We start from the raw sequence: 25,293 nt of genomic DNA, 5'->3' as shown, positions 1-25,293 counted from the left end.
GAACAAGGTGCGGCCCAAGCTGCCGCACCATTCATTCCATCCAAGAAGGAGAAAGTCATCATGAAGCTGGTCACAGCCATCATCAAACCGTTCAAGCTCGACGAAGTGCGCGAAGCGCTGTCGGCCATCGGCGTGCAAGGCATCACGGTCACGGAGGTCAAGGGATTCGGTCGCCAGAAGGGCCACACCGAGCTGTACCGCGGCGCCGAGTACGTGGTCGACTTCCTGCCCAAGGTCAAGATCGAAGCGGCGGTGTCCGACGACCTCGTCGACCGCGTGATCGAAGCCGTCGAAGGCGCTGCCCGCACCGGCAAGATCGGCGACGGCAAGATTTTTGTCTACAACCTCGAGCAGGTCGTTCGCATCCGCACCGGTGAAACCGGCCGCGAAGCCCTCTGATCAGCCCGGAAAAAAACAACCATGAAAAAACTGCTTGTTTCTCTTGCGCTCGGCTTGAGCGTGCTCGCTGCCGGCACCGCCTCGTTCGCACAGGCGCCGGCGGCTGAAGCGCCGGCTGCCACGGCACCGGCTGCAACCGCCCCGGCTCCCGCTGCAGCCCCCGCGGCCGCGGCACCTGCCGCCGCCCCCGCTGCTGCTGCCGAAGCAGCACCCGCCGCGGCTCCCGCTCCTTCGTTCAACAAGGGTGACACCAGCTGGATGATGCTGTCCACGCTGCTCGTCATCATGATGACCATTCCCGGCCTGGCGCTGTTCTACGGCGGCCTGGTCCGCAGCAAGAACATGCTGTCGGTGCTCATGCAGGTGATGGTCACCTTCTCGCTGATCGTCGTGCTGTGGCTCATCTATGGCTACAGCCTGGCGTTCACCGAGGGGAATGCCTTCATCGGCGGCTTCGACCGGCTCTTCATGAAGGGCGTGTTCGATCCGGCCACCGGCGTGTTCGCGCCCGGCGCCACCTTCAGCAAGGGTGTGTACATCCCCGAGCTGCTGTTCGCCGCCTTCCAGGCCACGTTCGCCGGCATCACCTGCTGCCTGATCGTGGGTGCCTTTGCAGAGCGCGCCAAGTTCTCGGCCGTGCTGCTGTTCATGGTGATCTGGTTCACCTTCAGCTATGCGCCGCTGGCCCACATGGTCTGGTTCTGGCTTGGCCCTGACGCCTACACCGCCGCCAACGTGGTGGATGCGAACAACGCCAAGGCCGGCCTGATCTGGCAATGGGGCGCGCTCGACTTCGCGGGCGGTACCGTGGTGCACATCAATGCAGCCGTTGCAGGCCTGGTCGGCGCGTACGTCATCGGCAAGCGCGTCGGCTACGGCAAGGAAGCCTTCACGCCTCACTCGCTCACGCTCACCATGGTCGGCGCCTCGCTGCTGTGGGTCGGCTGGTTCGGTTTCAACGCAGGTTCGGCCCTCGAAGCCGGCACCAGCGCCGTGCTCGCCTTCATGAACACCTTTACCGCCACCGCAGCCGCCGTGCTTGCATGGTGCATCGGTGAAGCGCTGATGCGCGGCAAGGCCTCGATGCTGGGTGCCGCTTCGGGCGCCGTTGCAGGCCTCGTGGCCATCACCCCGGCCGCCGGAAACGTCGGCCTGATGGGCGCCATCATCATCGGCTTCATCGCCGGCTTCGCCTGCCTCTGGGGCGTCAACGGCCTCAAGAAGCTGCTCGGCGCGGACGACTCGCTCGACGTGTTCGGCGTGCACGGTGTCGGCGGTATCGTCGGCGCGCTGCTCACCGGCGTGTTCAACACCCAGGCTCTCGGCGGCCCCGGCCTCGTGGGCGACTGGGTCACGGCCAGCATCGTCTCCAACGGCATCGGTGCGCAGGTCTGGATTCAGCTCAAAGGCGTGCTGCTGACCATCGTCTGGTCTGGCGTGGTGGCGTTCATCGCCTTCAAGATCGCCGACCTCACCATCGGCCTGCGTGTGTCGGAAGAAGAAGAGCGCGAAGGCCTCGACATCTCCTCGCACGGCGAGACCGCATATAACCGTTAACCCCCCAGTCTTCGCGCACTTCGTGTCGCTTCGCCAACCCCCCTGCTGGGGGCAACACCAGAGGCCCGGCAAAGCCGGTTCCTCGGTGTTCCACGAAGGGGGCATACGACGCGAAGACTGCTTATAAGAACTACACGGACAAATTTTTTCGGCAAGGTCTCCTTTGGATGTTCAGCCCGCGAGCGCTTCGGCGTCAGCGGGCTTTTTTTTGGCCTTCGGGGGAGCGGATGCACAATGCCGGGATCATGTGGACCACCCTCGAAGACAGCCTTTGCGAGCTCGGCGAATCGCCGTTCTGGCACCCGCACGAACGCTCGCTTTACTGGCTCGACATTCCGGGGCGCGCGGTGCTGCGCACGCGCGGGGAAATCGGCACGCCCGGTGCCAAGGTGGAGCGCTGGGCCCTGGCCACCGAGGCCGGCTGCATGGCTCCGGCGCGGAGCGGCGGGCTGGTGATTGCGTTGCGCGACGGCATCTACCGGGCCCGCGAATGGGGCGGTGAACTGGTTGCGGTGGCGCGTGTGGAGCACGACGCGCGCACCATGCGCTTCAACGACGGAAAATGCGATGCGCTGGGCCGTTTCTGGGCCGGCTCGCTCAACGAGGCCAAGGACAAGGCCAACGCCGCGCTCTATTGCTTCGATGCCCGCACCGACACCGGTGTGTCGCCCACGTTGACGCAAATGGCCAACGAGTCCACCACCGGCAACGGGCTCGCGTTCTCGCCCGACGCACGCACGCTCTACTGGGCCGACACCGCCGCGCATGTGGTGTGCGCCTGGGACTGGGACACCGAGGCCAATTCGCTTTCGCGTGCCCGCGTGTTTCATCAATTCGAGCACAAGCCCCAAGGCTGGACCCCCGACTCGCCCGTGCGCTACCAAGGCCGTCCCGATGGCGCGACGGTCGACGCCGAGGGCCACTACTGGGTTGCGATGTTCGAAGGTGCACAGCTGCTGCGCTTCGCGCCGTCCGGTGAAATCGTGGCTTCTGTTCCCGTTCCTGTTCAGTGCCCGACCATGCCGTGTTTTGGTGGGGACGACTTGAAGACGCTCTTCGTCACCAGCGGGCGCAAGGGCCGGCCTGCTGCAGAGATCGAGCGGTTGCCTGCATCGGGTACGGTGATTTCCATGCGCGTCGATGTGCCTGGATTGCCGGTCAGCTTCTTTGAGGACTGAGATGGGTCATTCAGGGGGCGCACCCGCCGACGGGATACCTTTCTCCGCGAATGTCCCCCGGCCTGCGGCCTCCTCCTTTATTTCGCTGCGCAAGGCACCCCATCGACGTGTGCGTCTTAAGCGGCGGTCGTTGATCGGCGTTGCACGAGCAGCGTGCCCAAGTGCACAGGGCATCGGGTGCTCCGCGCAGCGAAATAAAGGAGGAGCCGAAGGCGGGGGACATTCGCGGAGGGGAGTACCCGGTGGCCTGTGCACGCGCCCCGAACAGCAGCGCCAACAAAACCTCCAAGGAGGTTAGGCAAAAGTGGCCCTCCAGCACATCCCACCCATCCAGTGCCTCCTGACCTTCGAAGCCGTGGCCAGGCTGCGAAATGCCGGACGAGCTGCAGACGAACTGTGCGTCACGCCCAGCGCCGTGAGCCACCGCATCCGGCAACTCGAATCGCACGTCGGCTTCAAGCTCTTCGGGCGCAGCGACTTCAGCCTCACGGCCGATGGCGCCGCCTACCTTGCCAACGTGCGCACCGGCCTTGCGGCGCTGCAAGCCATGCCCACCGGCAATGCGGCGCAGCAGCGCGCCACACGCCTACGCATTGCCGTCACGCCCACCTTCAGCCGCCAGTTCCTTATGCCGCGGCTCGAACTGTTCCGCAACATCTACCCGGACATCGAACTCGTGCTGCAGGTGTCCATCCCGTTGCTCGACGTGACCGCCGAGCAGGCCGATCTCGAAGTGCGCTATGGCACCGGTGCGTACGCCGATTGCGAACACCGCCTGCTGCTCGAAGAAGAAGTGGTGCCCGCCTGCAGTCCGAGCTTCCTCAACGAGTTCGGGCCTTTCGACGGGTTTGGCACCGCGGCCGAAATTGCGAGCGCGCGCCTCATTCGCAGCCCGCTCGAGCCCTGGAGCACCTGGTTCGCAAGCTGCGGCATCGACCAGCCCGAACCGCACGTCGGCTCCCAGTTCAACGACCTGGGCCTGGTCTACGACGCAGCCGCCAGCGGATTCGGCGTGGCGCTCGTGCGGCTGAAAATGGGCGCCGCATGGTTCGAGTCGGGCCGGCTGGTGCCGCTTTCGGACCGGCCCGTGCCCTCGCCGCACCGCCACACCATCTGCTGGCAGCCCGGCACGCTCGATCGCTGGGAATGCGCTGCCTTTGCCGACTGGCTGGCGCAAAGCCTGCGCTGAAGAAAAATAAAAAGAAAAGGCGCCGAGCGGCAAAGTTCTCTCAAGCGCCGCGCAAAAAAGCTTCAACCCGGCGCCGCCGCATTTGCGTAGAGTGCGCTACACCACGAGACACTTTGCCCGACTAAAGAGGCTTGCCGCATGAACGCGCCGCTTACCCCTGCCCAGCACGATTCGCTGCAGAAATCCGAACGCCAGTCGCAGGTCGTGCGCGCCCTGCAGGCCCACCTGCCGGCGCATGCGCTCATCTGGCACGCCGAGGACACCACGCCCTACGAATGCGACGGCCTCACCGCCTACCGCCAGCGCCCGCTGGTGGTGGCACTGCCCGAAACCGAGGCCCAGGCGGCGGCCGTGCTCAAAACCTGCCACCAGCTCGGCGTGCCCGTGGTGGCACGCGGTGCCGGCACCGGACTCTCGGGCGGCGCCATGCCGCATGCGCTCGGGGTCACGCTCTCGCTCGCCAAGTTCAACCGCATCCTGAAGATCGACCCGGTGAGCCGAACGGCCGTGGTGCAGTGCGGCGTGCGCAATCTCGCCATCAGCGAGGCCGCCGCGCCTTTCAATCTCTATTACGCGCCCGATCCGTCGAGCCAGATCGCCTGCACCATCGGCGGCAACGTGGCCGAAAATTCGGGCGGCGTGCACTGCCTGAAATACGGCCTCACGCTGCACAACGTGCTGCGCGTGCGCGGCTTCACTGCCGAGGGTGAAGCCATCGAATTCGGCGGCGAGGCGCTCGATGCACCGGGGCTCGACCTGCTGGCATTGGTCATCGGCAGCGAAGGCATGCTGGCCGTGACCACCGAGGTCACCGTCAAGCTTGTGCCCAAGCCGCAGCTCGCGCGCTGCATCATGGCCAGCTTCGACGATGTTCGCAAAGCCGGCGACGCGGTGGCGGCGGTCATTGCTGCCGGCATCATTCCCGCGGGGCTCGAGATGATGGACAAGCCGATGACCGCCGCGGTCGAAGACTTCGTGCGCGCGGGCTACGACCTGGATGCGGCGGCCATTCTGCTGTGCGAATCCGACGGTACGCCCGAAGAGGTGGAAGAAGAAATCGGCCGCATGACCGCCGTGCTGCGCGGTTGCGGCGCCACCGCCATTGCGGTGAGCAACAGCGAAGAAGAGCGCATGAAGTTCTGGAGCGGGCGCAAGAACGCCTTTCCGGCGTCGGGCCGCATCAGCCCAGACTACATGTGCCTCGACTCGACGATTCCGCGCAAGCGGCTCGCGGACATCCTGCTCGCCATTCAGCAGATGGAGCAGAAGTACAACCTGCGCTGCTGCAACGTGTTCCACGCGGGCGATGGCAACCTGCACCCGCTGGTGCTGTTCGATGCCAACGACCCCGATGAGCTGCACCGCTGCGAGCTTTTCGGCGCCGACATTCTCGAGACCAGCGTGGCCATGGGCGGCACCGTGTCGGGCGAGCACGGCGTGGGCGTCGAAAAGCTCAACAGCATGTGCGTGCAGTTCACAGCGGCCGAGAACGAGCAGATGTTCGGCGTCAAGCGCGCCTTCGATCCGGCCGGCCTGCTGAACCCCGGCAAGGTGATTCCCACCCTGCAGCGCTGCGCCGAATACGGCAAGCAGGTGGTGCGCGGCGGGCAACTGCCGCACCCCGATCTGCCGCGTTTCTGAAAAAAACAAAAGAGACACATGGATCAAGCCCTCAGCCAGATCGTCGAGCGCGTCCACGCCGCCGCCTCTGACGCCACGCCGCTGCGCATTCGCGGCGGCGGCTCCAAGGACTTTTACGGTGAGTTGCTGCAAGGAGAAATCCTCGGCACCAGCGCCCTCGCAGGCATCACCAGCTACGAACCCAGCGAGCTGGTGGTTACCGTGCGCGCCGGCACGCCGCTCGCCGAACTCGAAGCCGCATTGGCCGAAAAAGGGCAGTGTCTTCCTTTCGAGCCGCCGCACTTCGAGAGCGGCGGCACGGTGGGCGGCATGGTCGCCGCCGGGCTCAGCGGCCCGGCGCGCGCGAGCGTGGGCGCGGTGCGCGACTACGTGCTCGGCGCCAAGCTCGTCAATGGCCGCGCCGAGCTGCTCACCTTCGGCGGGCAGGTCATGAAAAACGTGGCCGGCTACGACGTTTCGCGCGTGCTCGCGGGTTCGCTCGGCACGCTGGGCGTGATCGCGGAGGTCAGCCTCAAGGTGCTGCCCGTCGCACCCGCCGAAGCGACGCTCGCATTTGCCTGCAGCCAGGCGGATGCGCTGCGCCTGCTCAACGAGTGGGGCGGCCGTCCGCTGCCGCTGAATGCGAGCTGCTGGGTCGAGCAAGCCGGTGCGGGCACCTTGTACCTGCGCCTGCGCGGCGCGGTTGCGGCAGTGGAAGCCGCTTCCGCGCATCTGGGCGGCGAGCGACAAGACAATGCAAGTGCCGCCTGGTGGCAATCGCTGCGCGACCAGCAGCACCCTTGGTTTGCGGGTGATGAGGGCTCCACGGCGCTCTGGCGCCTGTCGGTGCCGCAGACCGCGCCGGTGCTCGCCATCGACGGCAACACGCCGCTCGTCGAATGGCACGGCGGACAGCGCTGGTACAAGGCGCCAGCCGAACAAGCCGCATACATCCGCGACATCGCGCATGCAGCCGGCGGACACGCCACGCTGTTCAGGATGCCCGCTTCCCGTGCAGCGGGTGGAGACGTTCCGCGCTTCGATGCATTGAGCGCCCCCGTGGCCCGCATCCACTGCGCGCTGATGCATGAGTTCGATCCGCACCGCATCTTCAACCGCGGCCGGCTCTTCGCAGCCGAATAAAACAAACGACACCCCACCCGCGATGCAAACCGAACTCGCCCCCGAATTCCGCGGCACCGACGAAGGCCGCGAGGCCGAAGCCATTCTGCGCAAGTGCGTGCACTGCGGCTTCTGCACCGCCACCTGCCCCACCTATCAGCTGCTGGGCGACGAGCTCGATGGTCCGCGCGGACGCATCTACCTGATCAAGCAGGTGCTCGAAGGCAAGGAACCCACGCGCAGCACGCAGCTGCACCTGGACCGTTGCCTGACCTGCCGCAACTGCGAAAGCACCTGCCCGAGCGGCGTGCAGTACGGCCACCTGGTCGACATCGGCCGCAAGATCGTCGACGAAAAAGTGCCGCGACCGGCGATGGAGTCGGCCACGCGCTGGCTGCTGAAAGAAGGGCTGCCGTCGCCGCTTTTCTCGCCCGCGATGAAGCTCGGCCAGGCGGTGCGCGGGCTCTTGCCCGATGCGCTCAAGGCCAAGGTTCCGGCCAGGCAGGAAGCGGGCGCCTGGCCCACCGCCACGCACGCACGCAAGGTGCTCATGCTTGCGGGCTGCGTGCAACCGTCGATGATGCCCAACATCAACACCGCGACCGCGCGCGTGCTCGATGCGGCGGGCATCCAGGCCGTGGTCGTGAAAGAGGCGGGCTGCTGCGGCGCCGTGAAGTTCCACCTCAACGACCAGGAAGGCGGCAAGGCGCAGATGCGCGCCAACATCGACGCCTGGTGGCCGCAGGTTGAACGCAACGAGATCGAAGCCATCGTGATGAATGCTTCGGGCTGCGGCGTCACCGTGCGCGAGTACGGCCACATCCTGCAGCACGACCCGGCCTATGCGGCCAAGGCGGCACGCATCAGCCAGCTGACGCGCGACCTGAGCGAACTGCTGCCCGACCTGGTCCCGGCGCTGAAGGCGCGCGTGCGTGCCCCCGAGGGCGTGGTGGCCTACCACCCGCCCTGCACGCTGCAGCATGGGCAGAAGCTGCGCGGCGGTGTCGAGACGCATCTGCGCGCGCTGGGCTTCGACGTGCGCGTGGCCATGAACGAATCGCACCTGTGCTGCGGCTCGGCGGGCACGTATTCGGTGCTGCAGCCTGAACTGGCGTATCCGCTGCGCGACCGCAAGCTCGGCCATCTGCGGCAACTGCAGCCGAGCGTCATTGCCTCGGCCAACATCGGCTGCATCACGCACCTGCAAAGCGGCAGCCAGGAAACGCCGGTGCGCCACTGGGTGGAACTGCTGGACGCCGCACTGGCGGCGGCCTGAGATCGCACACCGAAGAGCGCTCTGGTCCGACTCGCCCGCAAGTCACTTGCGCCGCATCATGGCGGCACCGATTCTTTCAAGGAGCAAGCCCCATGTCTTCCGTTCAAGCTTTCATCGTCCAGGCGGACTTGCGGCGTGCCATGCTGGCCCTTGCCTGCGCAGTGGTTGCCGTTGGCGCGCAGGCCCAGTCGGCCATGCCGCAGTGGAAGGGGGAGGGCGCGGTGCGCTACGTGTGCGGTGGCATCGGCTCGGACGAATCGAACGCCATGCGCGCGGCCATGAAGGAGCATCCGCTGGCCCTGCTTTTTGCGCGTTCCGACGGCGCTTATCTCGCGGATGTGCAAGTCGACATCAAGGGCACCGGCGGCGCGCCTTCGCTGGCATTGCGCGCCAGCGGACCGGTGTGCCTGGTCGATTTGCCCGCGGGCCGCTACACGGTGGATGCCGTCACGGCAGGCGGTAGCGCCCAGAGCCAGTCGGTGACGGTGGGCGGCAGCCCCAAGACCGCCAGCTTCCGGTTCTGACCGGGGTTCTTGCTGTGGGGGTCAGCCCGCCGCCAGCGCCGCCTCTATGTCCGGCGCGAGCGAAGCGGGCGTGTCCAGCGGCGCATAGCGCTTTTGCACCTTGCCGTCGCGCCCCACCAAAAACTTGGTGAAGTTCCACTTGATGGCGGTGCTGCCCAGGAGGCCCGGCTTCTCCTTGGTGAGCCACTGGTAGAGCGGCGCGGCGTTGCTGCCGTTGACGTCGATCTTCTCCATCATCGGAAAACTCACGCCGTAGTTGGTGGTGCAGAAGGCGCCGATTTCCTCGTTGCTTCCCGGGTCTTGCGAGCCGAACTGGTTCGACGGAAAACCAAGCACCACCAGCCCCTGGGCCGCATACTTTTCGTGCAGCGCCTCGAGGCCCGCGAACTGAGGCGTGAAGCCGCACTTGCTGGCCGTGTTCACGATCAACAGCACCTTGCCCCGGAAGTCGGAGAGCTTCACGCTCTTGCCGTCGATCTGCCTGGCTTCGAAGTCGTAGATGCCGGTCATGCGCGTACCTCAGGTGGTGGAAGACGAAAGGCGATCATCGCCCTGTGCCGGCGTTCGCGCAAACGCCGACCACACGGCCGCCAGCACGATCAGCGCGCCGCCGGCCAGGATGCGCGGGCTCATGTCGGCGGCGCCTAGCGCCACCGACGAAACGCTGGCGAACAGCACCTCCGACAGCATGATCACCGCGGTGGCGCTGGCCGCCAGCCGGGCCGCGCCGTACTGCAGGCAGAAGTTGGCCGCCACGAAGCCCACGCCCAGCAATGCGGCCCAGCCGATCCAGCCCGGCTGCACGGCGAGGGGAGACGCAAACGCACCAAGCAGGGTGCCCGCGGCCGCGGCAATGCCGGACACCAGCGCGCAGCCGCAGAACATGGCCAGTGCGCGCGATTCACCGGGCGCGCCGTGCAGGTGGCGCAGCAGGATGTTGGTCACTGCAAAGCTGAAGCCGGCCGCCACGCCCAGCCAGTCCGGCAGGCTGGAAGGCACGGGCCAGTCGACGCCCGGCGCCTTGAGCACCACCACCACGCCGATGAGGGCCAGCGCCACGCGCGCAAGCGCGCCGGCCGTGGGCCGCTCGCCCAGCACGGCCCAGCCCAGCAGCACGCTCCACAGCGGCATCAGGTAGAAAAGCAGCACCACCCGCACCACGTCGCCCTGCGTGACGGCCCAGTTGAAGCCCAGGTTGGTAAAGCCGGCCGCTAGGCCCAGCGCCACCAGCATGGGAAACGCCGCAAAGCCGCGCCAGGCGTGGCGGCGAAAGAGGGCCATCGCGAGCGAGATCGCCACGTAGATGAGGCAGGTGGTCCACACCGGGTGCAGCCCATGGCTTTCGATGTGCCGGAACGGAAACCACGAAACGCCCCATACAAAGGCGTTGAAGATGAGTGCAAGCGCTGGCATAGGGCGGAGTTATTCGTGGAACACCGTGGAACCGGCTTCGCCGGGCCACCGGTGTTGCCCCCGGTGAGGGGGTGGGCGAAGCGACACGAAGTGCGCGCAGCCTGGGGGAGGTCAATGATGCTTGTCGCTACGGGCGATGGCGAGCAGGTGCTCGACTTCTTCTGGGTATTTGCGCAGGTTGTGATGATGCCAGCGCTGGATGATCCACATGCAGCCCGCGACCACTCCGCCGAAAGCGCCGATGGCCGCATACGCCGACAGGCCCAGCCCGGTGCAGGCGCTGTAGAAGCCGCCGAGCAGCAGGATGCAGGCCTGTTCGTTGAAGTTCTGCACCGCAATGGAACGGCCCGCGCCCATGAGGTTGTGACCGCGGTGCTGCAGCAGCGCGTTCATCGGCACCACCAGAAAGCCGCCCAGCCCACCCAGCAGAATGAGGAACGGCACGGCGATCCACACGTTGCCGATCAGGTTCATGCTGATCACCAGCAGGCCCATGGCAATGCCCATCGGGATCACGCGGGTGGCCATGTCCAGGCGCATGCGCATCGACGCGACGATGGCGCCCACCGCCATGCCGATGGTCACCACGCCGGTGAGCGCGGTAGCCTGCGTGGTGTTGTAGTTGAGCGCGAGCGAGGCCCAGGCCAGCACGATGTACTTGAGGTTGGCCCCGGCGCCCCAGAAGAGCGTGGTGGTGGCCAGCGAAATCTGCCCCAGCTTGTCGCGCCACAGGCGTGCGTTGCAGTGCCAGAAATCAGGCAGCAGCGCCAGCATGTTGCGCGCGAGGCCGTGCTCCGGAATGGCGCGCAGCGGCCGCATTTCGACGCCGGTGTGCGGAATGCGGGTGTTGAACCAGGCCGCCAGCGCGTAGACGAAGATCAGCACCGCAATGGCCGCCTCGGCCGGCGAATCGATGCCGGTGTCGATGAGCGGCATGTCGAAGGACAGCAGCTGGGTGGACACTGCGTGCCCCACCAGCGAGCCGCCGAGCACGATGCCCAGCAGGATCGAGGCGATCGTGAGGCCTTCGATCCAACCGTTGGCTTTTACCAACTGCGAAGCCGGCAGCAGTTCGGTCAGGATGCCGTACTTGGCCGGCGAATACGCTGCGGCGCCAAGCCCCACGATCGAATAGGAGAGCAGCGGGTGCGAGCCGAACAGCATCATCAGGCAGCCGACCACCTTGATCGCGTTGCTGATGAACATCACCCGCCCTTTGGGCAAAGCGTCGGCAAAGGCGCCCACCAGCGGCGCCAGCACCACGTAGAAGACGGCGAAGATCGGCACCAGCGCCGCTCTCTGCCATTCGGCCGCTCCCGAGCTGCGCATGAGCTCGACCGCCACGACAAAGATCGCGTTGTCGGCCAGCGACGAAAAGAACTGGGCCGACATGATCGTGTAGAAACCGCGCTTCATCGATGGGCTGGCTGGCCAGTGGGGTGCTGGCAGTAGTGAGAAAGTGTCGCGTCTTTTTGGCGAATGGGCGGTTATAGCATGGGGGTACGACCGGGAAATCAGCGTTGCCACCCTGGACGTTTCTTCCCGGGAAGATGCTAAAACCCATCTATTACCAATCGACGTCCCCCATGCCGCGTCCCATCCTTGCTACCGTCCACACCGCCGCACTTCGCCACAACCTCGACCGCGTGCGCCGCGCCGCCGTCGATGCCCGCGTCTGGGCTGTGGTCAAAGCCAATGCCTATGGCCACGGCATCGAGCGGGTGTATGAAGGCCTTCGCGGCGCCGACGGCTTTGCGCTGCTCGACCTGGCCGAAGCCGAACGGGTGCGCGCACTCGGCTGGCGCGGCCCCGTGCTGCTGCTCGAAGGCGTGTTCGACGCGCGCGACCTGGAGCTGTGCTCGCGCCTCGACCTCTGGCACACGGTGCATTGCGACGAGCAGATCGACATGCTCGCGGCCCACAAGACGCTCAAGCCGCAGCGCGTGTTCCTCAAGATGAATTCCGGCATGAACCGCCTGGGCTTCGCGCCCGAGCGCTTCGGCTCGGCCTGGACGCGCCTCAACGCGCTGCCGCAGGTGGACGAGATTTCGCTGATGACGCATTTCAGCGACGCCGACGGTCCGCGCGGTATTGCGCACCAGCTCGAAGCTTTCGAGCGCGTCACGCGCGACCTGCCGGGCGAGCGCTCCATTGCGAACAGCGCCGCCACCTTGCGCCATGCCTCGCAGACCCGCGGCGACTGGGTGCGCCCCGGCATCGTGCTGTATGGCAGCGCTCCCGACTTTCCGCAGCACGACACCGAGCATTGGCAGCTGCAGCCCACCATGACGCTCGCGACCAAGCTAATCGGCGTGCAGCAGCTGAAGGCGGGCGACACCATCGGCTACGGCTCCAACTTCACGGCCGACGGGCCGCTCACCATCGGCGTGGCAGCGGTTGGTTACGCCGACGGCTATCCGCGCCACTGCAACACCGGCACGCCGGTGCTGGTGAACGGCGTGCGCACGCGCATGGTGGGCCGCGTGAGCATGGACATGATCACCGTCGACCTCACGCCCGTGCCCGACGCGAAGTTTGGCGCCGAGGTCACGCTGTGGGGCCGTTCGGCCGCAACCGGCGCCGTGCTGCCCATCGATGAGGTCGCTCAGGCGGCCGGCACCGTCGGCTATGAACTCATGTGCGCGGTGGCGCCGCGCGTGCCGTTCGCTCCCGCCGACGAATGAAGGTTCTCTCCGACTGGCGCTCGGTGCGCCTGTGGGAAACGCAGCTCGAGCGCGACCTTCATCGCAACTACAGCCTGCGCACGCACGGCATCCTGATCGGCACCTTCACGCTGCTGCTGATGTGGGGCGTGTCGGCGGTGCAGATGCACGTGCTGGATGTGCAGTCTCTGGCCGTGCGCTATTTCCTCACGCTGGGCGTGGGATATCTCGGCTACCTGCTGGTGCTGCGCTGGTGGGCCAGGCGATTGGTCGAGGGACGCCGCGCCGACTTCGACGTCGATGCGCCCGACGTCGACCTTGGCGGCGGCTCCAACAATCATCCATCCGCAACCGGCACCGCCGAGGACGGCGGCGCGCTCTCCGATGCCGCCAGCGGCGCGCTCGAGGTCGCGGGCGGGGCCGACGAAGGCGCCATCATCGTGGTGCCCGTGGTCGCCATCTTCCTGATCTGCGTGGCCGTCGTGCTCGGCGCCGGCTCGCTCGTGCTGCTTTACTTCAGCTGGGACGCGCTGCTGGCCGTGGCGATCGAACTGGCGTTCTCGTTCGTATCGGCCCGCGCCGCGGTGCGTGTGGCGCGCGAAGGCTGGCTGATGGCCGCCGTGCGGCTGACCTGGAAGCCGCTGCTCGGTGCCATGCTGTGCGCCGTGGTCCTGGGCGCGGCGCTCGACCGCTTCATGCCCGAGGTCGATTCGCTGCCCGAAGCAGTACGGGCGCTGCTGAAGAAAAAGAACTGAAGCGGCGGCTCAGTACAGCCCGAGCTGCCGCATCCGGAGCCGCGCCAATCCCAGCAGCGCGTCGGTGAACGGCGTGGCCACCGCGGTCAGTTCGCCCAGTTCTCGCACCACGGTCACCAGCGCATCGAGTTCCACCGATCGCCCGGCCTCCACGTCCTGCAGCATCGAGGTCTTGAACGCGCCGAGCTTCATCGTCACCGCATGCCGGTCTTCGGGGCTCTGCGTGATCTCGATGCCGATGCGGCGCCCGATTTCTTTCGCTTCGAGCATCACGGCCGAGATGAAGCCGCGCACGTAGTCGTCGCCCATGATCAGGTCGGTGGTGGTGCCCGTCAGCGCGCTGATGGGGTTCACGGTCATGTTGCCCCAGAGCTTGAACCACACGTCCTTCTGGATTTGCGGCGACAGCGTGGCGTCGAAGCCGCCGTTCTTGAGCAGCTCGACCAGCTTCTTCACGCGCGGCGTGGCTTCACCCGAGGGCTCGCCCACGATCAGCCCGTTGCCGAAGTGATGTCGCACCACTCCCGGCGCATCGAGCGAGCAGCTCGCGTGCACCACGCAGCCGATCACGTTGCGCGCAGGAATGGCCTTGGCAATCGCTCCGTCCGGATCGACCGCCCCCAGGCGGTGGCCGGTGATGGCGCCACCGAAGCCGCCTTCGAGAAACCACCAGGGCACGCCGTTCATCGCGACCAGCACGATGGTGTCGGGCCCGATCAGCGGGCCGATGCGCTCGGCCACGCCGGCCAGCGCGGGCGCCTTCACGGCAATGACCACCAGGTCTTGCGTGCCGAGCGATTCCGGGTCGGCCACCGCGTTGACGGGCATGCGCGTGCGCACGTCGCCGCGCATCAATGAGAGGCCGCCCTGCTGCAGCGCATCGAGCGTGGCGCCGCGCGCCACCACATTGAGCCGCTCGCCGGCCTGCGCGAGGCCGGCGCCGATCCATCCGCCGATTGCGCCGGCGCCGTAGATGCAAATCTTCATGAAAAAGGCCGCCTCAGTTCTTGTAGCTCGGGTCGATGCGGTCGACCTGGCGCACCAGCGCATCGAACACGTCTTGCCCCGCGCCATGCTCGGGACTGAACTGCAGCGCATCGCGCGTGCAGCGCTCGGCGATTTCCTCGCTCACGGGAATGGCTGCGCCCATCGAGAAGGTGGCCATCTGGACTTCGCAGGCGCGCTGCAGGGTCCACAGGATGGCGAAGGTCTGGGGCAGCGTTTGTCCCCAGGCCAGCAGGCCGTGGTTGCGCAGGATCACCGCGTTGCGGTTGCCGATGCTCTTCAGCAGGCGCGGACCTTCGTCGGCATGGATGGTGATGCCCTCGAAGTCGTGGTACGCCACCATGCCGTGCAACTGGGCGGTATAGAAATTGGTCTGCTGCAGGCCGCCCTGCAGGCAGGCCACGGCCACCCCGGCCGTGGTGTGGGTGTGCATCACGCAGTGCGCGCCGGGCAGGCCGTCGTGAATGGCGGCATGCACCGTGAAGCCGGCCGGGTTCACCGGGTAGGTCGAACCGTCGAGCACCTTGCCCTGCAGATCGATCTTCACCAGGTTGCTGGCTGTGACTTCGCTGTAGTGCAGCCCGAAGGGGTTGATGAGGAACTGCTTCTCCCCGCCCGTCACACTGTCAGGCAGCCGCAGCGTGATGTGGTTGTAGATCATCTCGGTCCAGCCCAGCATCGCGAAGACGCGGTAGCAGGCCGCAAGCTCTTCGCGCGCGGCGCGCTCGTCCGGATGGATCGAGGGATGGACCAGCGCCGAGGGCGCCACGGGGGTGGAGAGTGTGTTCATTGCAGTTCCTTCATATGGGTTTATCCCTCCGCGGTGAAGCCGACTTCCTTGACGATCGGCGCCCACTTGGCGGTGTCTTTCTTGAGCAGGTCGGTCAGCTCGCCCGGCGTGGAAGACATCGCCTCCAATCCGAAGTTGCCGAGGCCTTCGATCACGTCCTTGTGCGCCAGCGCGGTCTTCATGGATGCGTTCAGCCGCGCGACCACGTCCGGCGAGGCCTTGGCAGGCAGGAAGAAGGCGAACCATTCGCTGTGCGCCATGTCCTGGATGCCCTGTTCGCCGAAGGTGGGTACGTCGGGCGCGAAGCGGCTGCGCTTGGAACCCGAAACGCCCAGGATGCGCACCTTGCCCGAGGCCAGGTGCTGCGTGATGTCGCCGATGGGGCCCGACACGGCCGAGATGTTGCCGCCCAGCAGGTCGAGCATGGCCGGCTGCGTGCCGCGGTAGGCGGCATGCTTGAGCTCGACGCCGCCCTTCTTGCCCAGCAGCGCGCCGATGAAGTGCGGCGTGGAGCCCGCGGCGGGTGAACCGAAGTTGGCGCCGGTCGGGTTGGCCTTGGCCCAGGCGAGGAACTCGGGCACCGTCTTCACGCTGGCCGGCACCGAGGGGCCGACTGCAAAGCCGAAGTCGAAGATGCACGCGATGCTGACCGGCGTGAGGTCGACCATCGGGTCGTAGGGCAGCTTCTTGTAGATGTGCGGGTAGATCGTGAGGATGGAGGTCGGCGTCTGCAGGATGGTGGCGCCGTCGGCCGGGCGGCCCTTCACGTAGCTCACCGCGATCTGGCCGCCAGCGCCGGTGCGGTTTTCGACCACGGCCGACTTGGCGTAGTCGGGGCTGAGCTTCTGCGCGATGCGCCGGCAGGTGGTGTCCGAGGTGCCGCCGGCCGCAAAGCCGGTGACAATGGTGGCGGTTTCGAGCGACGCTTGCGCGAAGGCGTGCTGGCCCAGGCTCGCGAGCAGCGCCGAGGCGCCGGTGGTCTGCAGCATGTGGCGGCGGGTGAATGTCATGGTGTGTCTCCGGGTGTTGGTAATTGGTTGCGGTTCACGACTCGTCGCGCAGCCAGGTGACTGCGCCCGAATGGGTCACTGCGCCCTGATGGGCAGGACGCACCGTGAGCGCGTATTTTTCCAGCAAGCCGCGGTGCGCCACCCCCGCGTTTACCTCACGTTTGGAGAGCCGGAGCGCAATTTCTTCCGCCGTGAGTTCCACCGAAATGCTGCGCGCATCGGCGCGCGCGTCGATGGCCACCACATCGCCATCGCGCAGCACCGCGATCGGACCGCCGTCGGCTGCTTCCGGGCCCGCATAGCCGATGCACAGACCCCGCGTGGCGCCCGAAAAGCGGCCGTCGGTCAATAGCGCCACCTTGTCGCCCATGCCCTGGCCATAGAGCAGGGCGGTAATGCCCAGCATCTCGCGCATGCCGGGGCTGCCCTTGGGGCCTTCGTTGCGGATCACGATCACGTCGCCGGGCTCGTAGCGGCGGTTTTGCACGGCCGCCTGGGCTTCTTCCTCGGAGTTGAAGACGCGCGCCGGGCCGCGGTGCACCAGCGTCTGCAGGCCCGCGGTCTTGAGCAGCGCGCCGTCGGGGCAGAGGTTGCCCTTGAGCACCGCCAGCCCGCCATCGCGGGTGATCGGGTTGCCGGCTGCGCGCACCACGCGGCCGTCGGGCGCGGCGGCATCGGCCAGCTCCTCGGCCATGGTGCGGCCGGTGAAGGTGAGTGCGTCGCCGTGCAAGAAGCCTTGCTCCATCAGCGTGCGAAGAATGACGCCCGCGCCGCCGATGTAGAACACGTCTCGCGCCAGGTATTGGCCGCCCGGGCGCAGGTCGGCGATGAGCGGCGTGCGCGCGAAGATCTCGGCCACGTCGTCCAGGTGGAACTTGATGCCGGCCTCATGCGCAATGGCCGGCAGGTGCAGCGCGGCATTGGTCGAACCGCCCGTGGCCGAAACCACCGCGCAGGCGTTTTCGAGCGCCTTGCGCGTGACGATGTCGCGCGGCAGGGGGCTGTCGCCCATCACCGCCTTCATGAGGTTCTTCGCGGCGCGGCGCATCAGCGGCGCCCGCTCGCTGAACACCGCCGGCACCATGCTCGAGCCGATGGGCGCAAGCCCCAGCGCCTCGGACACCATGCCCATGGTGTTGGCCGTGAACTGGCCTGCGCAGGCGCCGGCCGTGGGCAGGCAGGCGCGGCTCATGGCGTCGAGTTCGCCGTGGGTGGCGGTGCCGGCCAGCACCTTGCCGATGGTTTCGTACGTATCGACCACGTTGAGGTCGCGGCCATCCGGTCCCGGCATCTGCCCCGGCAGCGCCGAGCCGCCATGCACGAATACGCTCGGCACGTTGCAGCGCACCATGCCCATCATCAGCCCCGGCAGGTTCTTGTCGCAGGCGCCAATAGCGAAGATGCCGTCCCACTGGTGGCCGCGCGTGGAAGCTTCGACGCTGTCGGCAATCAGCTCGCGCGAGATCAGCGAGAAGCGCATGCCCGAATGCGCCATGGTGAGCCCGTCGCTCACCGACACCACCGGGCATTCGTGCGGCGTGCCGCCGCCGGCGTAGATGCCGGTCTTGGCGTGCTGCGCCTGCTCGCGCAGGTTGAGGTTGCACGGGCTCATCTCGCCGCCGGTGTGGAACACGCCGATGTGCGGACGTTCGATGTCCTCGTCGTCCTGGCCCAGCGCATGCAGAAAGCTGCGCGTGGTCGCGCGGATCGTGCCTTCGCGGATGGTGGCGGAGCGGAAGCGCGGCGGGGAATCTTTGGGCGTGGTCATTCGGCTGGCGTGGGCTGGCTCGTGGATGAAGGATGAGGCGTCAGAACATGCCGTTCTTGTTGGCGGCGGTCTCGGGAACGGGCTGCACCACATCCCAGTGCTCGACGATCTTTCCGTTCTCCAGCTTGAAGATGTCGACGATGGCGCTGCCGCGCGTACCCGGCTCGCGAACCGCGTTCACGTGCAGGATCACGTAGTCGCCGTCGACAAAGCTGCGCTTGATGTCGCTGCGCGAATTCGGAAACTTCTCGCGCAGGAAGGCGATGAACTTGCGAAAGCCCTCGGGCCCGTCGGCCGCCGTGGGGTTGTGCTGCACGTAGCGGCTGCCCACGTACTGCAGGGCTGCGTCGGCGTCCTTCTGGTTCAGCCCCTTCTCATAGAAGGCGAGCACGGTCTGGCGGTTGGCTTCCTGCTGGGCGGGGATGGTGCCTTGCTTGCCGGCGCCCATAGGTGTGCAGGCGGGGAGTAAAAAGACGGCTGTGGCGGTGATAGCCAAGAGTGGGTAGCGTGGCATCGATGAGTTCAGGTACATAAATCAATCTGTCTTGAGGGTCATGACTAAGACGCGCTCCTCTCTTGGTAAAGCCAAGAGATACTTTTCATCGCCTGTTTTGCTCCAATCAGAAGCTGCTTGCATCACACGTTGAAAGACTTTGGCGAATTTAGCGGTCATTGTCCCGCTGCTTGTTAGGTCGGAAAGTGCATTGAATATCTGCTCGCCTGAGCGGATTGCTCCTTCGACACTCGTCGCGTCTGAAGCCGCGCGAAGTAGCGCGAGAGCTGCGTGTGCGGGAAATTTCACCAATTCCTTCGCGAGCGCAGCTGCTGCAAAGTTGCCTTTGGCCTCGTTGAGAAGAGTCAGTCCGAATGTGGCCTTCAAAAGCTGCAGGTAGATCGAGAAGGCATTCGATTTGGAAAGCCAGCGACCATCCTCTTCGATGGACTCGGCCAGCGCCTCTGAATATGCATCGAGCTCAACTTGGATTTTCGGCTCTAAGCTGGGCGCGAAGCTGAGAGTTCCTAGGAGGATCACTGCACGGAGCCTTTTGGACAAGCGATTGGATGGCTCGATCAATGCAATCTCACTCAGTATCCGCTCGAATTCACTCCTGTTTCCCGTATCCATACTTTCGACGAGGGCCTTGAATTGGGTCTCGAAGATGACGTCGATACGGTTGTCTTGCTTAAGCAAAACGAGTGCACGTTCGACGTAGCGTGCTTCGAGACTTCCTGTGCCAGCTGCTCTGTCGAGCCACTCCCGCAACTCTGCTTCGGTGTACCAGATGCGCAAAATTTCTACAAACAAGCCAATGGGCTCACCCCGCTGTTGCTTCACTTCCATGCAAAGACGCATCAACGGCTCAGTGAGCTCGTAGTAGCTTTCGCGTCCCTGCTCGATGGACCGAACGTAGCGCTTATCGCGCAGCTGTTTGAGTTGCCCCGAGCAGGTTTGATGCGTGATGAAGCAGGCTTTCGCGATCTGTTTGACCGGCGCCGCACCGCGATAGTTGACTAAGTACTCCACGATCTTTCGCTGTTGCCCCGACAGCTCTTTCATTCGCGCCTGGTAGTAGGGCGTCAGCTCGTCAAGCGTGTGCATCACAGCTTGTACCAACTCATCGAGCGCCTCGCGACTCAGGAACTGCGCAAAAATTACGTAGATACGTGGGTTGCCTTCCGCGAGGTGATGCACCGCTCGGATACGTGCATGCCCTTCAGGTGTTTCGATGAATTCCGCTAATGCACTGTCACCGCGTTCCATTGCGATTTTTGTTAATAGCTCGACGACGTCTTCAAGGCTGAATTCATGCAGCGCCTGAATATCGAAGAAACCATAAAACGGCGATTTCTGGAGGCTTACGCCAGCGAACAACGCAGGCGTGGTGGTGATCAAAACCACTTGCGGGTGATTCTGGATGAATGCTCTGAACTGCCGCTGCCCGGCATCGCCCAACTGATCGAACAGGTCGTCCAGGTTTTCAAGCAGTACGACCAGCGTCTTATTGCCCAGAATTTCCAGCAGTAGCGACGTGCCTTGTGCCTCTGCTTGCTTGAGCGTCAATTCATATAGTGGTGTTGTCTGGGCTGCAATGTCGAGTTCCGGGTTTTTCTGGTCCAGCGTGCGAAGAATGCGTAGCACCAGTTCGAAGAAGCTGGTCACGCCCCATTCTTCTTCGCGCATCCAAGCGATCAAGCCATGCGCACGAATGTCTTTCGACAGCGAAAGCCGGTGATGCAGCAGAGAGATCAAATGGGTCTTGCCGATGCCACGCGGCCCGACGAAGAGATAGTGGTGCTTGGCACTGGTTTTCACGCTGTGCACGATGTCGTCATAGCAAGCATCGATCAGAGGCTGTCGCTGCACTAGCATCTGCTGCAGCGTTTCGGGCGGCATCATGCTGGGCGTGAAATGCGAGAGGTACAGCGCTTTCTGCGCCATTGGCGTGGGCGCGGCGGATGGAGTCTTCTTCATGCGGTACCGCCTTTGTTCACCGAAATGCCGCGGTGCCAGCGCCACCAGCGTGCCACGATACTGAACTTGTAGCGAAGCTCGCCGCTCTCGGGGTCGCGCACGACGTAGTAGTCGCGTTCGAGCAGGTGCGTGAGTTCCAGCCAGCTTTCACTGTCCACCGTAGGGACGACGCTTTTGGCCCGGTTGATCGCGGACTGCATTGGCATCGAATCTACCGAGGACGCCACAGCATCGAGCAGCGCGTGGCATGCCGCGCGATCGCCAGCGTAGTACTCGCGCGTTCGCTCTTCGTAGTGCTTCAGGTTCCAGGTGTCGAGCGCGGACCGGATGGCATCGGCGACCTCCTTGTGTACGTCGTCGGCCGTTACGCGGTGCGTCGATCCTGCATGCTTCGACCTGAGCTTGCTCAGTACGTGGTGGATGTAGTAAGGGATGTTGTCGACCTCAGCCGCTACTACACCGGCTACGGCGTTTTCAGCCAGGGCAATGCGGTTGTCCTGGAACAGCCGCAGTGCGAGCGACACGGCGTCGGCATGCGCGAGGGGCGGCACTTCCATCGTGACCATGTCGTTGACCGGTGCATTGACATAGCCTTGCTGCTTCAGATGGCGCACGACGTGATGCAGCCCGATCGAGCCAGTGAAGACCATGCGTACCTTGGCATTTTCTTGGCGAATGCTGCGCAACACATCCAGCAGTTCCATGGCGTCTTGCGGCGACGTTTTGGACAGGTTTTGCAGCATCATGGGCAGCTCGTCCCATAAGAAGACAACACGTTCTGTCTGCGGTGAGTCCCCTAGATGCGCAAGGGTATCGACCAATCCCTGCTTCCAAGTCTTGGCCGTGAAGTTCGGCAGTGTGACCGGACCGATCTTCAGGCCTGCGGCTTCCGAGCCGATGCTCGCGAGCCAATCCCTGAACTTCTTGACCTTGCCGAGCACAGGATGCAGGTCGGCCATCACGTACTGAACGAATTCGTTCGCACTACGCACGCCTTCGAGGTCGCGCTTGACCATGATCCAACCGTCGCGCTGTTGTGCTTCGAGCTTGCTGAGCACATGGGTCTTGCCCATGCGTCGCTCAGCGACGAGTTGGAGACTCTGGATTTCGAGAGCGTCCATGATCTCGCCCACTAAGGAGTCTCTGCCCACGATGTCTTCGAGCGCCAGCGCTCCACCTGGATTGATTTTCATTATAGTACGATGTATTTAACGTACATCAAATCTATCATGTATTTCTATTGGGGCGGATCTGTATGCAGCTCAGTAGCCCGACGAGCCCGGGTTCTCTGCGCGGTTTTTGTACTTCGCACACAGCTGCTTCGCCGCCGCCGTGAGCAAGATGGTGTCCACACCCACGGCCACGAACTGCGCGCCGGCCGCCAGCCACTTGCGCGCCTGCTCCTCGGTGGTCGAGAGAATGCCCGGCGCCTTGCCGGCCTTGCGGATGCGCGCAATGGCGTCGGCGATCACGGCCTGCACCTCGGGGTGGTTCGGCTGGCCGACGAAGCCCATCGATGCCGACAGATCGGCCGGCCCGATGAACACGCCGTCCACGCCGGGCGTGGCGGCAATGGCGTCGAGGTTCTTCATGGCTTCCACCGTCTCGGCCTGCACCAGCAGGCAGGTCTGCGCGTTGGCTTCGTGCAGGTAGTTGGGATAGGCCTGCCAGCGCGAGGCGCGCGCCAGGGCGCTGCCCATGCCGCGAATGCCCTCAGGCGGGTAGCGCATGCCCCGCACCATGCGTGCGGCCTGTTCGGCGGTGTCGACCATGGGCACCAGGATGGTTTGCGCGCCGATGTCCAGGTATTGCTTGAGCAGCGTGGTGTCGCCCACCGGAACGCGCACCACGGGGTGCGAGCGCTCCGACTCGGGCTGCGCCGACCACGTACTGGAGATGCCCTGCAGCTGCGCGAGCACCGAACGCACGTCGTTGGGCGCATGCTCGCCGTCGACCAGCAGCCAGTCGAAGCCGGTGCCGGCCAGGATCTCGGCCACGTAGCCATCGGCCAGGCCGACCCAGAGGCCGATTTTCTGTTCGCCGGCCTGCATGGCCTGCTTGAAGGTGTTGAGCGGTGTTTGCATGGAAGTCTTTCAAGCGAAACGAAAGGCGATGTTGCCGAGCGGGCCGTAGTCGGCGTGGAAGGTGTCACCCGGCAGGGCGGTGGTCGGCCGGGTGAACGAGCCGCCGAGCACCACTTCGCCGGCTTCGAGGTATTCGTCCCACGGCGCGAGCTTGTTGGCCAGCCAGGCCACGCCCGTGGCCGGATGGTTGAGCACGGCCGCGGCCACGCCCGATTCCTCGATCACGCCGTTCTTGTAGAGCAGCGCGCTCACCCAGCGCAGATCGACCGCATCGGGCTTGACCGGACGTCCACCGAGCACGATGCCCGCATTGGCCGCGTTGTCGGCGATGGTGTCGAACACCTTGCGCGGCGCCTTGGTGTGGCGGTCCAACTGCTCGATGCGCGCGTCGATGATCTCGATGGCGGGCACCACGTAGTCGGTGGCAGCCAGCACATCGAAGATGGTCACGTTCGGACCCTGCAGCTTCTTGCCGAGAATGAAGGCCAGCTCCACCTCGATGCGCGGCGCGATGAAGCGCTTGAAGGGAATGTCGCCGCCCTGCTCGAAAAACATGTCGTCGAGCAGCGTGCCGTAGTCGGGCTCGTCGATCTGGCTGGACAGCTGCATGGCGCGCGAGGTAAGGCCGATCTTGTGGCCCTTGACGGTGCGGCCTTCTGCAATCTTGGCCTTGACCCATTCGCGCGAGATGGCATAGCCGTCTTCCACCGTCATTTCGGGAAAGCGCTTGGAGAAGTGCTCGACCTGCACGCGCGACTTCTCGCTCTCGTGCAACTCGGCCGCGAGCCTGGCGATGGTGTCGGAAGTGAGCATGACGTTATTTGTTGAAGAGGGGATGCAGGTTGCTGTGCTTGCCGTCGTACACCTGGCCCGGGCTTTCGTCGATCTGCAGCGTGATGCCGATGTGGCGCTTGTCGAAAATCGGTTCGAAATGCGCGCGCACGTCGGCCAGCAGTTCGTCGCCGGCCTTTTTCTTCACGGCTTCGGAGCGCCCGCCCGCCATGCGGATGTTGAGGTACACGAAGGCGTAGTCGGCCTTGCCGTCTGCCACCGCATAGTGCGCGGCCGGGTAGGCCAGCACGCGCGTGCCGCCGATGGGAAACACCGGCTTGCCGGCCTCGTCCTGCTGCTTCAGCATGGTGTCGGCCAGCGTGCGGCAAAGCGCCGACATGTCGGTTTCGGCTTCGATGTTGGGTGTGTACAGAATGACGAGGTGCGGCATGCCGGTGTTCCCTCAACTTATTCAATGGACATCGTCGCGGCGGTGCATGTCACCGCGAAGATGGGTATGGCCTTCATGTGCAGGATCTTGCCCTTGCCGCGCGCGGCGGCTGCCACGCTCAGGAAGGTGCGGATCTCGAAGCCGCCCTGGCCTGCTTCGCGGTAGGTGGCTTCGTCGTTGTAGTCGGCCTGCGAGAGCAAGGCTTCGCGGTCATTGGCGCACCAGCGGCGCATGAACTCGGCGTCCCACTCGGCATTCACCTTGCCCGAATCGGGCGTGGCGGGCCAGTGCGAAATGCCGCCGGTGCCCACCAGCGCAATGCGTTCGGGCGCCTTGTCGCAGGCACGGCGCAGTGCCTCGCCAAAGGCCCAGGCGCGGTGCAGCGGCGTGAGCGGCGGGCCCTGGCAGTTGATATTCACGGGGATGACCTTGGTGTCGAACTTCGGCGTGAGAAAGTGCAGCGGCACCATGATGCCGTGGTCGAACTTCCATTCTTCCGCATAGGCCACATCCACCGTCTGCATCACTTCGCGGATCAGGCGCTGCGAAAGTGCGGCATCTCCCAGCACCTTCGTTTTCTCGATGCCGAGCCACTTCGGGTCTTCGATCGGCCCTTCGTAGCTGTCGGCCATGCCGATGGCGTAGGCGGGCATGTTGTTCATGAAAAAATTTGCGAAATGCTCGGCCGCGACAACGATCACGGCATTGGGCCTGGTCGCGCGCATGGCTTCGCCGAAGCGGTGAAACTGCGCGTGAAATTCGTCTTTCACGGCCGGATCGGCCAGGTGGGCGCGTCCGGTGATGCCGGGGGCGTGGCTGCAAACGCCTGCAAATACAAGACTCATACGCCTGCCACCTTTTCGTCTGTGCCCGTTGTCATCGCGTAGATGCCTGCGCGCACGGGACCGTATTTGCGTACGCCTTCGCGCATGGCTTCGAGGTAGTCGGCCCATGCAATGCCCAAGAGCGGCGCGAAGTGCATGAGCAGTTGTCCGTTGCAGCCGAGCACGTAGAGCTTTCCGATGTCGCCTTTGTCTATGGCTTCACGCTCTTCTTCGTTGAAATCATAGGCTGCCAGCAAGGCTTTGCGCGTTTCGCCGGCTTCTGCGTAGCGGCGCTGCACGTCGGTGTCGCGGTTGAGGGCGAACAGGAATTTCTGCATGGCGTAGAGGCTCATTGCGATTGCTCTGCGTTGTGGTTCAGGGCGTGTGCAAAGGCCACCGGGCACTCCCCTCCGCGAATGTC

At 65.0% G+C, this 25,293-nt stretch carries 25 protein-coding genes; 10 read left to right on the top strand and 15 right to left on the bottom strand.

The window, feature by feature from the left end:
* Positions 1-60 precede the first annotated feature (60 nt).
* The 8 genes from glnK (at position 61) to V9L20_RS11175 (ending at position 8,865) form a co-directional block, all read left to right on the top strand.
* Complete coding sequence (gene glnK / locus V9L20_RS11210) at positions 61-399, top strand: P-II family nitrogen regulator (RefSeq protein WP_007833403.1); 339 nt, start codon at positions 61-63, stop codon at positions 397-399.
* 21 nt (positions 400-420) lie between these two features.
* Positions 421-1,956 (top strand): ammonium transporter, encoded by a 1,536-nt coding sequence (locus V9L20_RS11205; protein WP_274708775.1) that lies wholly within the window; start codon positions 421-423, stop codon positions 1,954-1,956.
* A gap of 245 nt (positions 1,957-2,201) precedes the next feature.
* Positions 2,202-3,134, top strand: a complete 933-nt coding sequence (locus V9L20_RS11200; RefSeq protein ID WP_337296645.1) for an SMP-30/gluconolactonase/LRE family protein — start codon at positions 2,202-2,204, stop codon at positions 3,132-3,134.
* Between the two features lie 304 nt (positions 3,135-3,438).
* Entirely contained in the window at positions 3,439-4,323 is an 885-nt protein-coding gene (locus tag V9L20_RS11195; RefSeq protein WP_337296644.1) for a LysR substrate-binding domain-containing protein, read from the top strand.
* A 138-nt stretch (positions 4,324-4,461) separates the two neighbouring features.
* Positions 4,462-5,964, top strand: a complete 1,503-nt coding sequence (locus V9L20_RS11190) for an FAD-linked oxidase C-terminal domain-containing protein (protein WP_337296643.1) — start codon at positions 4,462-4,464, stop codon at positions 5,962-5,964.
* 18 nt (positions 5,965-5,982) lie between these two features.
* Positions 5,983-7,086: a glycolate oxidase subunit GlcE gene (gene glcE, locus V9L20_RS11185; protein ID WP_337296642.1), complete on the top strand. Its 1,104-nt coding sequence runs from the start codon at positions 5,983-5,985 to the stop codon at positions 7,084-7,086.
* Between the two features lie 22 nt (positions 7,087-7,108).
* Entirely contained in the window at positions 7,109-8,341 is a 1,233-nt protein-coding gene (gene glcF / locus V9L20_RS11180) for a glycolate oxidase subunit GlcF (protein WP_337296641.1), read from the top strand.
* A gap of 92 nt (positions 8,342-8,433) precedes the next feature.
* On the top strand, positions 8,434-8,865 hold the full coding sequence (locus V9L20_RS11175; protein ID WP_337296640.1) for a carboxypeptidase regulatory-like domain-containing protein: 432 nt from the start codon (positions 8,434-8,436) through the stop codon (positions 8,863-8,865).
* Positions 8,866-8,886: 21 nt separating this feature from the next.
* Here the strand turns inward: V9L20_RS11175 and V9L20_RS11170 are convergent, their stop codons facing one another.
* From V9L20_RS11170 to lplT, 3 genes are all read right to left on the bottom strand, one after another.
* Positions 8,887-9,375: a glutathione peroxidase gene (locus V9L20_RS11170; RefSeq protein ID WP_337296639.1), complete on the bottom strand. Its 489-nt coding sequence runs from the start codon at positions 9,373-9,375 to the stop codon at positions 8,887-8,889.
* 9 nt (positions 9,376-9,384) lie between these two features.
* Positions 9,385-10,278: a DMT family transporter gene (locus tag V9L20_RS11165; RefSeq protein WP_337296638.1), complete on the bottom strand. Its 894-nt coding sequence runs from the start codon at positions 10,276-10,278 to the stop codon at positions 9,385-9,387.
* Positions 10,279-10,389: 111 nt separating this feature from the next.
* The gene (gene lplT / locus V9L20_RS11160; RefSeq protein ID WP_258503423.1) at positions 10,390-11,694 is read right to left on the bottom strand and encodes a lysophospholipid transporter LplT; all 1,305 of its coding nucleotides are present in this window, start codon (positions 11,692-11,694) and stop codon (positions 10,390-10,392) included.
* Positions 11,695-11,864: 170 nt separating this feature from the next.
* On the opposite strand from lplT, the gene alr reads away from it, so the two are divergent.
* A complete protein-coding gene (gene alr / locus V9L20_RS11155; protein ID WP_337296637.1) occupies positions 11,865-12,962 on the top strand; it encodes an alanine racemase in 1,098 nt (365 codons plus the stop codon).
* Complete coding sequence (locus V9L20_RS11150; protein ID WP_337296636.1) at positions 12,959-13,696, top strand: hypothetical protein; 738 nt, start codon at positions 12,959-12,961, stop codon at positions 13,694-13,696. Before alr ends, V9L20_RS11150 begins: the two co-directional genes overlap by 4 nt.
* 9 nt (positions 13,697-13,705) lie before the next feature.
* Here the strand turns inward: V9L20_RS11150 and V9L20_RS11145 are convergent, their stop codons facing one another.
* The 12 genes from V9L20_RS11145 to V9L20_RS11090 all read right to left on the bottom strand — a co-directional run bounded on the left by V9L20_RS11145 (position 13,706) and on the right by V9L20_RS11090 (position 25,225).
* Positions 13,706-14,683, bottom strand: coding sequence for a 2-dehydropantoate 2-reductase (locus V9L20_RS11145; protein WP_337296635.1), 978 nt, complete (start codon positions 14,681-14,683; stop codon positions 13,706-13,708).
* 13 nt (positions 14,684-14,696) lie between these two features.
* Positions 14,697-15,491 (bottom strand): class II aldolase/adducin family protein, encoded by a 795-nt coding sequence (locus V9L20_RS11140; RefSeq protein ID WP_337296634.1) that lies wholly within the window; start codon positions 15,489-15,491, stop codon positions 14,697-14,699.
* A 20-nt stretch (positions 15,492-15,511) separates the two neighbouring features.
* Positions 15,512-16,501: a Bug family tripartite tricarboxylate transporter substrate binding protein gene (locus tag V9L20_RS11135; protein ID WP_337296633.1), complete on the bottom strand. Its 990-nt coding sequence runs from the start codon at positions 16,499-16,501 to the stop codon at positions 15,512-15,514.
* Between the two features lie 34 nt (positions 16,502-16,535).
* Positions 16,536-18,269: a dihydroxy-acid dehydratase gene (gene ilvD / locus V9L20_RS11130; protein ID WP_337296632.1), complete on the bottom strand. Its 1,734-nt coding sequence runs from the start codon at positions 18,267-18,269 to the stop codon at positions 16,536-16,538.
* A 40-nt stretch (positions 18,270-18,309) separates the two neighbouring features.
* Positions 18,310-18,717, bottom strand: a complete 408-nt coding sequence (locus tag V9L20_RS11125) for a nuclear transport factor 2 family protein (protein WP_337296631.1) — start codon at positions 18,715-18,717, stop codon at positions 18,310-18,312.
* A gap of 87 nt (positions 18,718-18,804) precedes the next feature.
* Positions 18,805-20,742 (bottom strand): hypothetical protein, encoded by a 1,938-nt coding sequence (locus tag V9L20_RS11120; RefSeq protein ID WP_337296630.1) that lies wholly within the window; start codon positions 20,740-20,742, stop codon positions 18,805-18,807.
* Positions 20,739-21,935: a hypothetical protein gene (locus V9L20_RS11115; RefSeq protein WP_337296629.1), complete on the bottom strand. Its 1,197-nt coding sequence runs from the start codon at positions 21,933-21,935 to the stop codon at positions 20,739-20,741. The genes V9L20_RS11120 and V9L20_RS11115 overlap by 4 nt, the downstream gene beginning before the upstream one ends.
* A gap of 69 nt (positions 21,936-22,004) precedes the next feature.
* Complete coding sequence (gene hpaI, locus V9L20_RS11110) at positions 22,005-22,826, bottom strand: 4-hydroxy-2-oxoheptanedioate aldolase (RefSeq protein ID WP_337296628.1); 822 nt, start codon at positions 22,824-22,826, stop codon at positions 22,005-22,007.
* A gap of 9 nt (positions 22,827-22,835) precedes the next feature.
* Entirely contained in the window at positions 22,836-23,639 is an 804-nt protein-coding gene (hpaH, locus tag V9L20_RS11105; protein ID WP_337296627.1) for a 2-oxo-hept-4-ene-1,7-dioate hydratase, read from the bottom strand.
* Between the two features lie 4 nt (positions 23,640-23,643).
* The gene (locus V9L20_RS11100) at positions 23,644-24,048 is read right to left on the bottom strand and encodes a 5-carboxymethyl-2-hydroxymuconate Delta-isomerase (protein WP_337296626.1); all 405 of its coding nucleotides are present in this window, start codon (positions 24,046-24,048) and stop codon (positions 23,644-23,646) included.
* 17 nt (positions 24,049-24,065) lie between these two features.
* Entirely contained in the window at positions 24,066-24,893 is an 828-nt protein-coding gene (locus V9L20_RS11095) for an extradiol ring-cleavage dioxygenase (protein ID WP_337296625.1), read from the bottom strand.
* Positions 24,890-25,225, bottom strand: coding sequence for an aromatic ring-opening dioxygenase subunit LigA (locus tag V9L20_RS11090; protein ID WP_337296624.1), 336 nt, complete (start codon positions 25,223-25,225; stop codon positions 24,890-24,892). The genes V9L20_RS11095 and V9L20_RS11090 overlap by 4 nt, the downstream gene beginning before the upstream one ends.
* Positions 25,226-25,293 lie beyond the last annotated feature (68 nt).

The sequence above is a fragment of the Variovorax sp. CCNWLW225 genome, from assembly GCF_037204045.1.
Classification (GTDB): domain Bacteria; phylum Pseudomonadota; class Gammaproteobacteria; order Burkholderiales; family Burkholderiaceae_C; genus Variovorax.
The sequence above is the reverse complement of the archived record's forward strand: the minus strand, read 5'-3'. Positions and strand labels throughout refer to the sequence as shown.

Excerpts from the sequence above, each read along its gene's own strand:
- lplT (WP_258503423.1), bottom strand. The coding sequence starts at position 11,694 with ATGAAGCGCGGTTTCTACACGATCATGTCGGCCCAGTTCTTTTCGTCG.
- glcE (WP_337296642.1), top strand. The coding sequence starts at position 5,983 with ATGGATCAAGCCCTCAGCCAGATCGTCGAGCGCGTCCACGCCGCCGCC.
- V9L20_RS11140 (WP_337296634.1), bottom strand. The coding sequence starts at position 15,491 with ATGAACACACTCTCCACCCCCGTGGCGCCCTCGGCGCTGGTCCATCCC.
- V9L20_RS11145 (WP_337296635.1), bottom strand. The coding sequence starts at position 14,683 with ATGAAGATTTGCATCTACGGCGCCGGCGCAATCGGCGGATGGATCGGC.
- V9L20_RS11165 (WP_337296638.1), bottom strand. The coding sequence starts at position 10,278 with ATGCCAGCGCTTGCACTCATCTTCAACGCCTTTGTATGGGGCGTTTCG.
- ilvD (WP_337296632.1), bottom strand. The coding sequence starts at position 18,269 with ATGACCACGCCCAAAGATTCCCCGCCGCGCTTCCGCTCCGCCACCATC.
- V9L20_RS11135 (WP_337296633.1), bottom strand. The coding sequence starts at position 16,501 with ATGACATTCACCCGCCGCCACATGCTGCAGACCACCGGCGCCTCGGCG.
- V9L20_RS11205 (WP_274708775.1), top strand. The coding sequence starts at position 421 with ATGAAAAAACTGCTTGTTTCTCTTGCGCTCGGCTTGAGCGTGCTCGCT.
- V9L20_RS11200 (WP_337296645.1), top strand. The coding sequence starts at position 2,202 with ATGTGGACCACCCTCGAAGACAGCCTTTGCGAGCTCGGCGAATCGCCG.
- alr (WP_337296637.1), top strand. The coding sequence starts at position 11,865 with ATGCCGCGTCCCATCCTTGCTACCGTCCACACCGCCGCACTTCGCCAC.
- V9L20_RS11190 (WP_337296643.1), top strand. The coding sequence starts at position 4,462 with ATGAACGCGCCGCTTACCCCTGCCCAGCACGATTCGCTGCAGAAATCC.
- glcF (WP_337296641.1), top strand. The coding sequence starts at position 7,109 with ATGCAAACCGAACTCGCCCCCGAATTCCGCGGCACCGACGAAGGCCGC.
- hpaH (WP_337296627.1), bottom strand. The coding sequence starts at position 23,639 with ATGCTCACTTCCGACACCATCGCCAGGCTCGCGGCCGAGTTGCACGAG.
- V9L20_RS11090 (WP_337296624.1), bottom strand. The coding sequence starts at position 25,225 with ATGAGCCTCTACGCCATGCAGAAATTCCTGTTCGCCCTCAACCGCGAC.
- V9L20_RS11150 (WP_337296636.1), top strand. The coding sequence starts at position 12,959 with ATGAAGGTTCTCTCCGACTGGCGCTCGGTGCGCCTGTGGGAAACGCAG.
- V9L20_RS11120 (WP_337296630.1), bottom strand. The coding sequence starts at position 20,742 with ATGAAGAAGACTCCATCCGCCGCGCCCACGCCAATGGCGCAGAAAGCG.
- V9L20_RS11125 (WP_337296631.1), bottom strand. The coding sequence starts at position 18,717 with ATGGGCGCCGGCAAGCAAGGCACCATCCCCGCCCAGCAGGAAGCCAAC.
- glnK (WP_007833403.1), top strand. The coding sequence starts at position 61 with ATGAAGCTGGTCACAGCCATCATCAAACCGTTCAAGCTCGACGAAGTG.
- V9L20_RS11115 (WP_337296629.1), bottom strand. The coding sequence starts at position 21,935 with ATGAAAATCAATCCAGGTGGAGCGCTGGCGCTCGAAGACATCGTGGGC.
- V9L20_RS11175 (WP_337296640.1), top strand. The coding sequence starts at position 8,434 with ATGTCTTCCGTTCAAGCTTTCATCGTCCAGGCGGACTTGCGGCGTGCC.
- V9L20_RS11095 (WP_337296625.1), bottom strand. The coding sequence starts at position 24,893 with ATGAGTCTTGTATTTGCAGGCGTTTGCAGCCACGCCCCCGGCATCACC.
- hpaI (WP_337296628.1), bottom strand. The coding sequence starts at position 22,826 with ATGCAAACACCGCTCAACACCTTCAAGCAGGCCATGCAGGCCGGCGAA.
- V9L20_RS11100 (WP_337296626.1), bottom strand. The coding sequence starts at position 24,048 with ATGCCGCACCTCGTCATTCTGTACACACCCAACATCGAAGCCGAAACC.
- V9L20_RS11170 (WP_337296639.1), bottom strand. The coding sequence starts at position 9,375 with ATGACCGGCATCTACGACTTCGAAGCCAGGCAGATCGACGGCAAGAGC.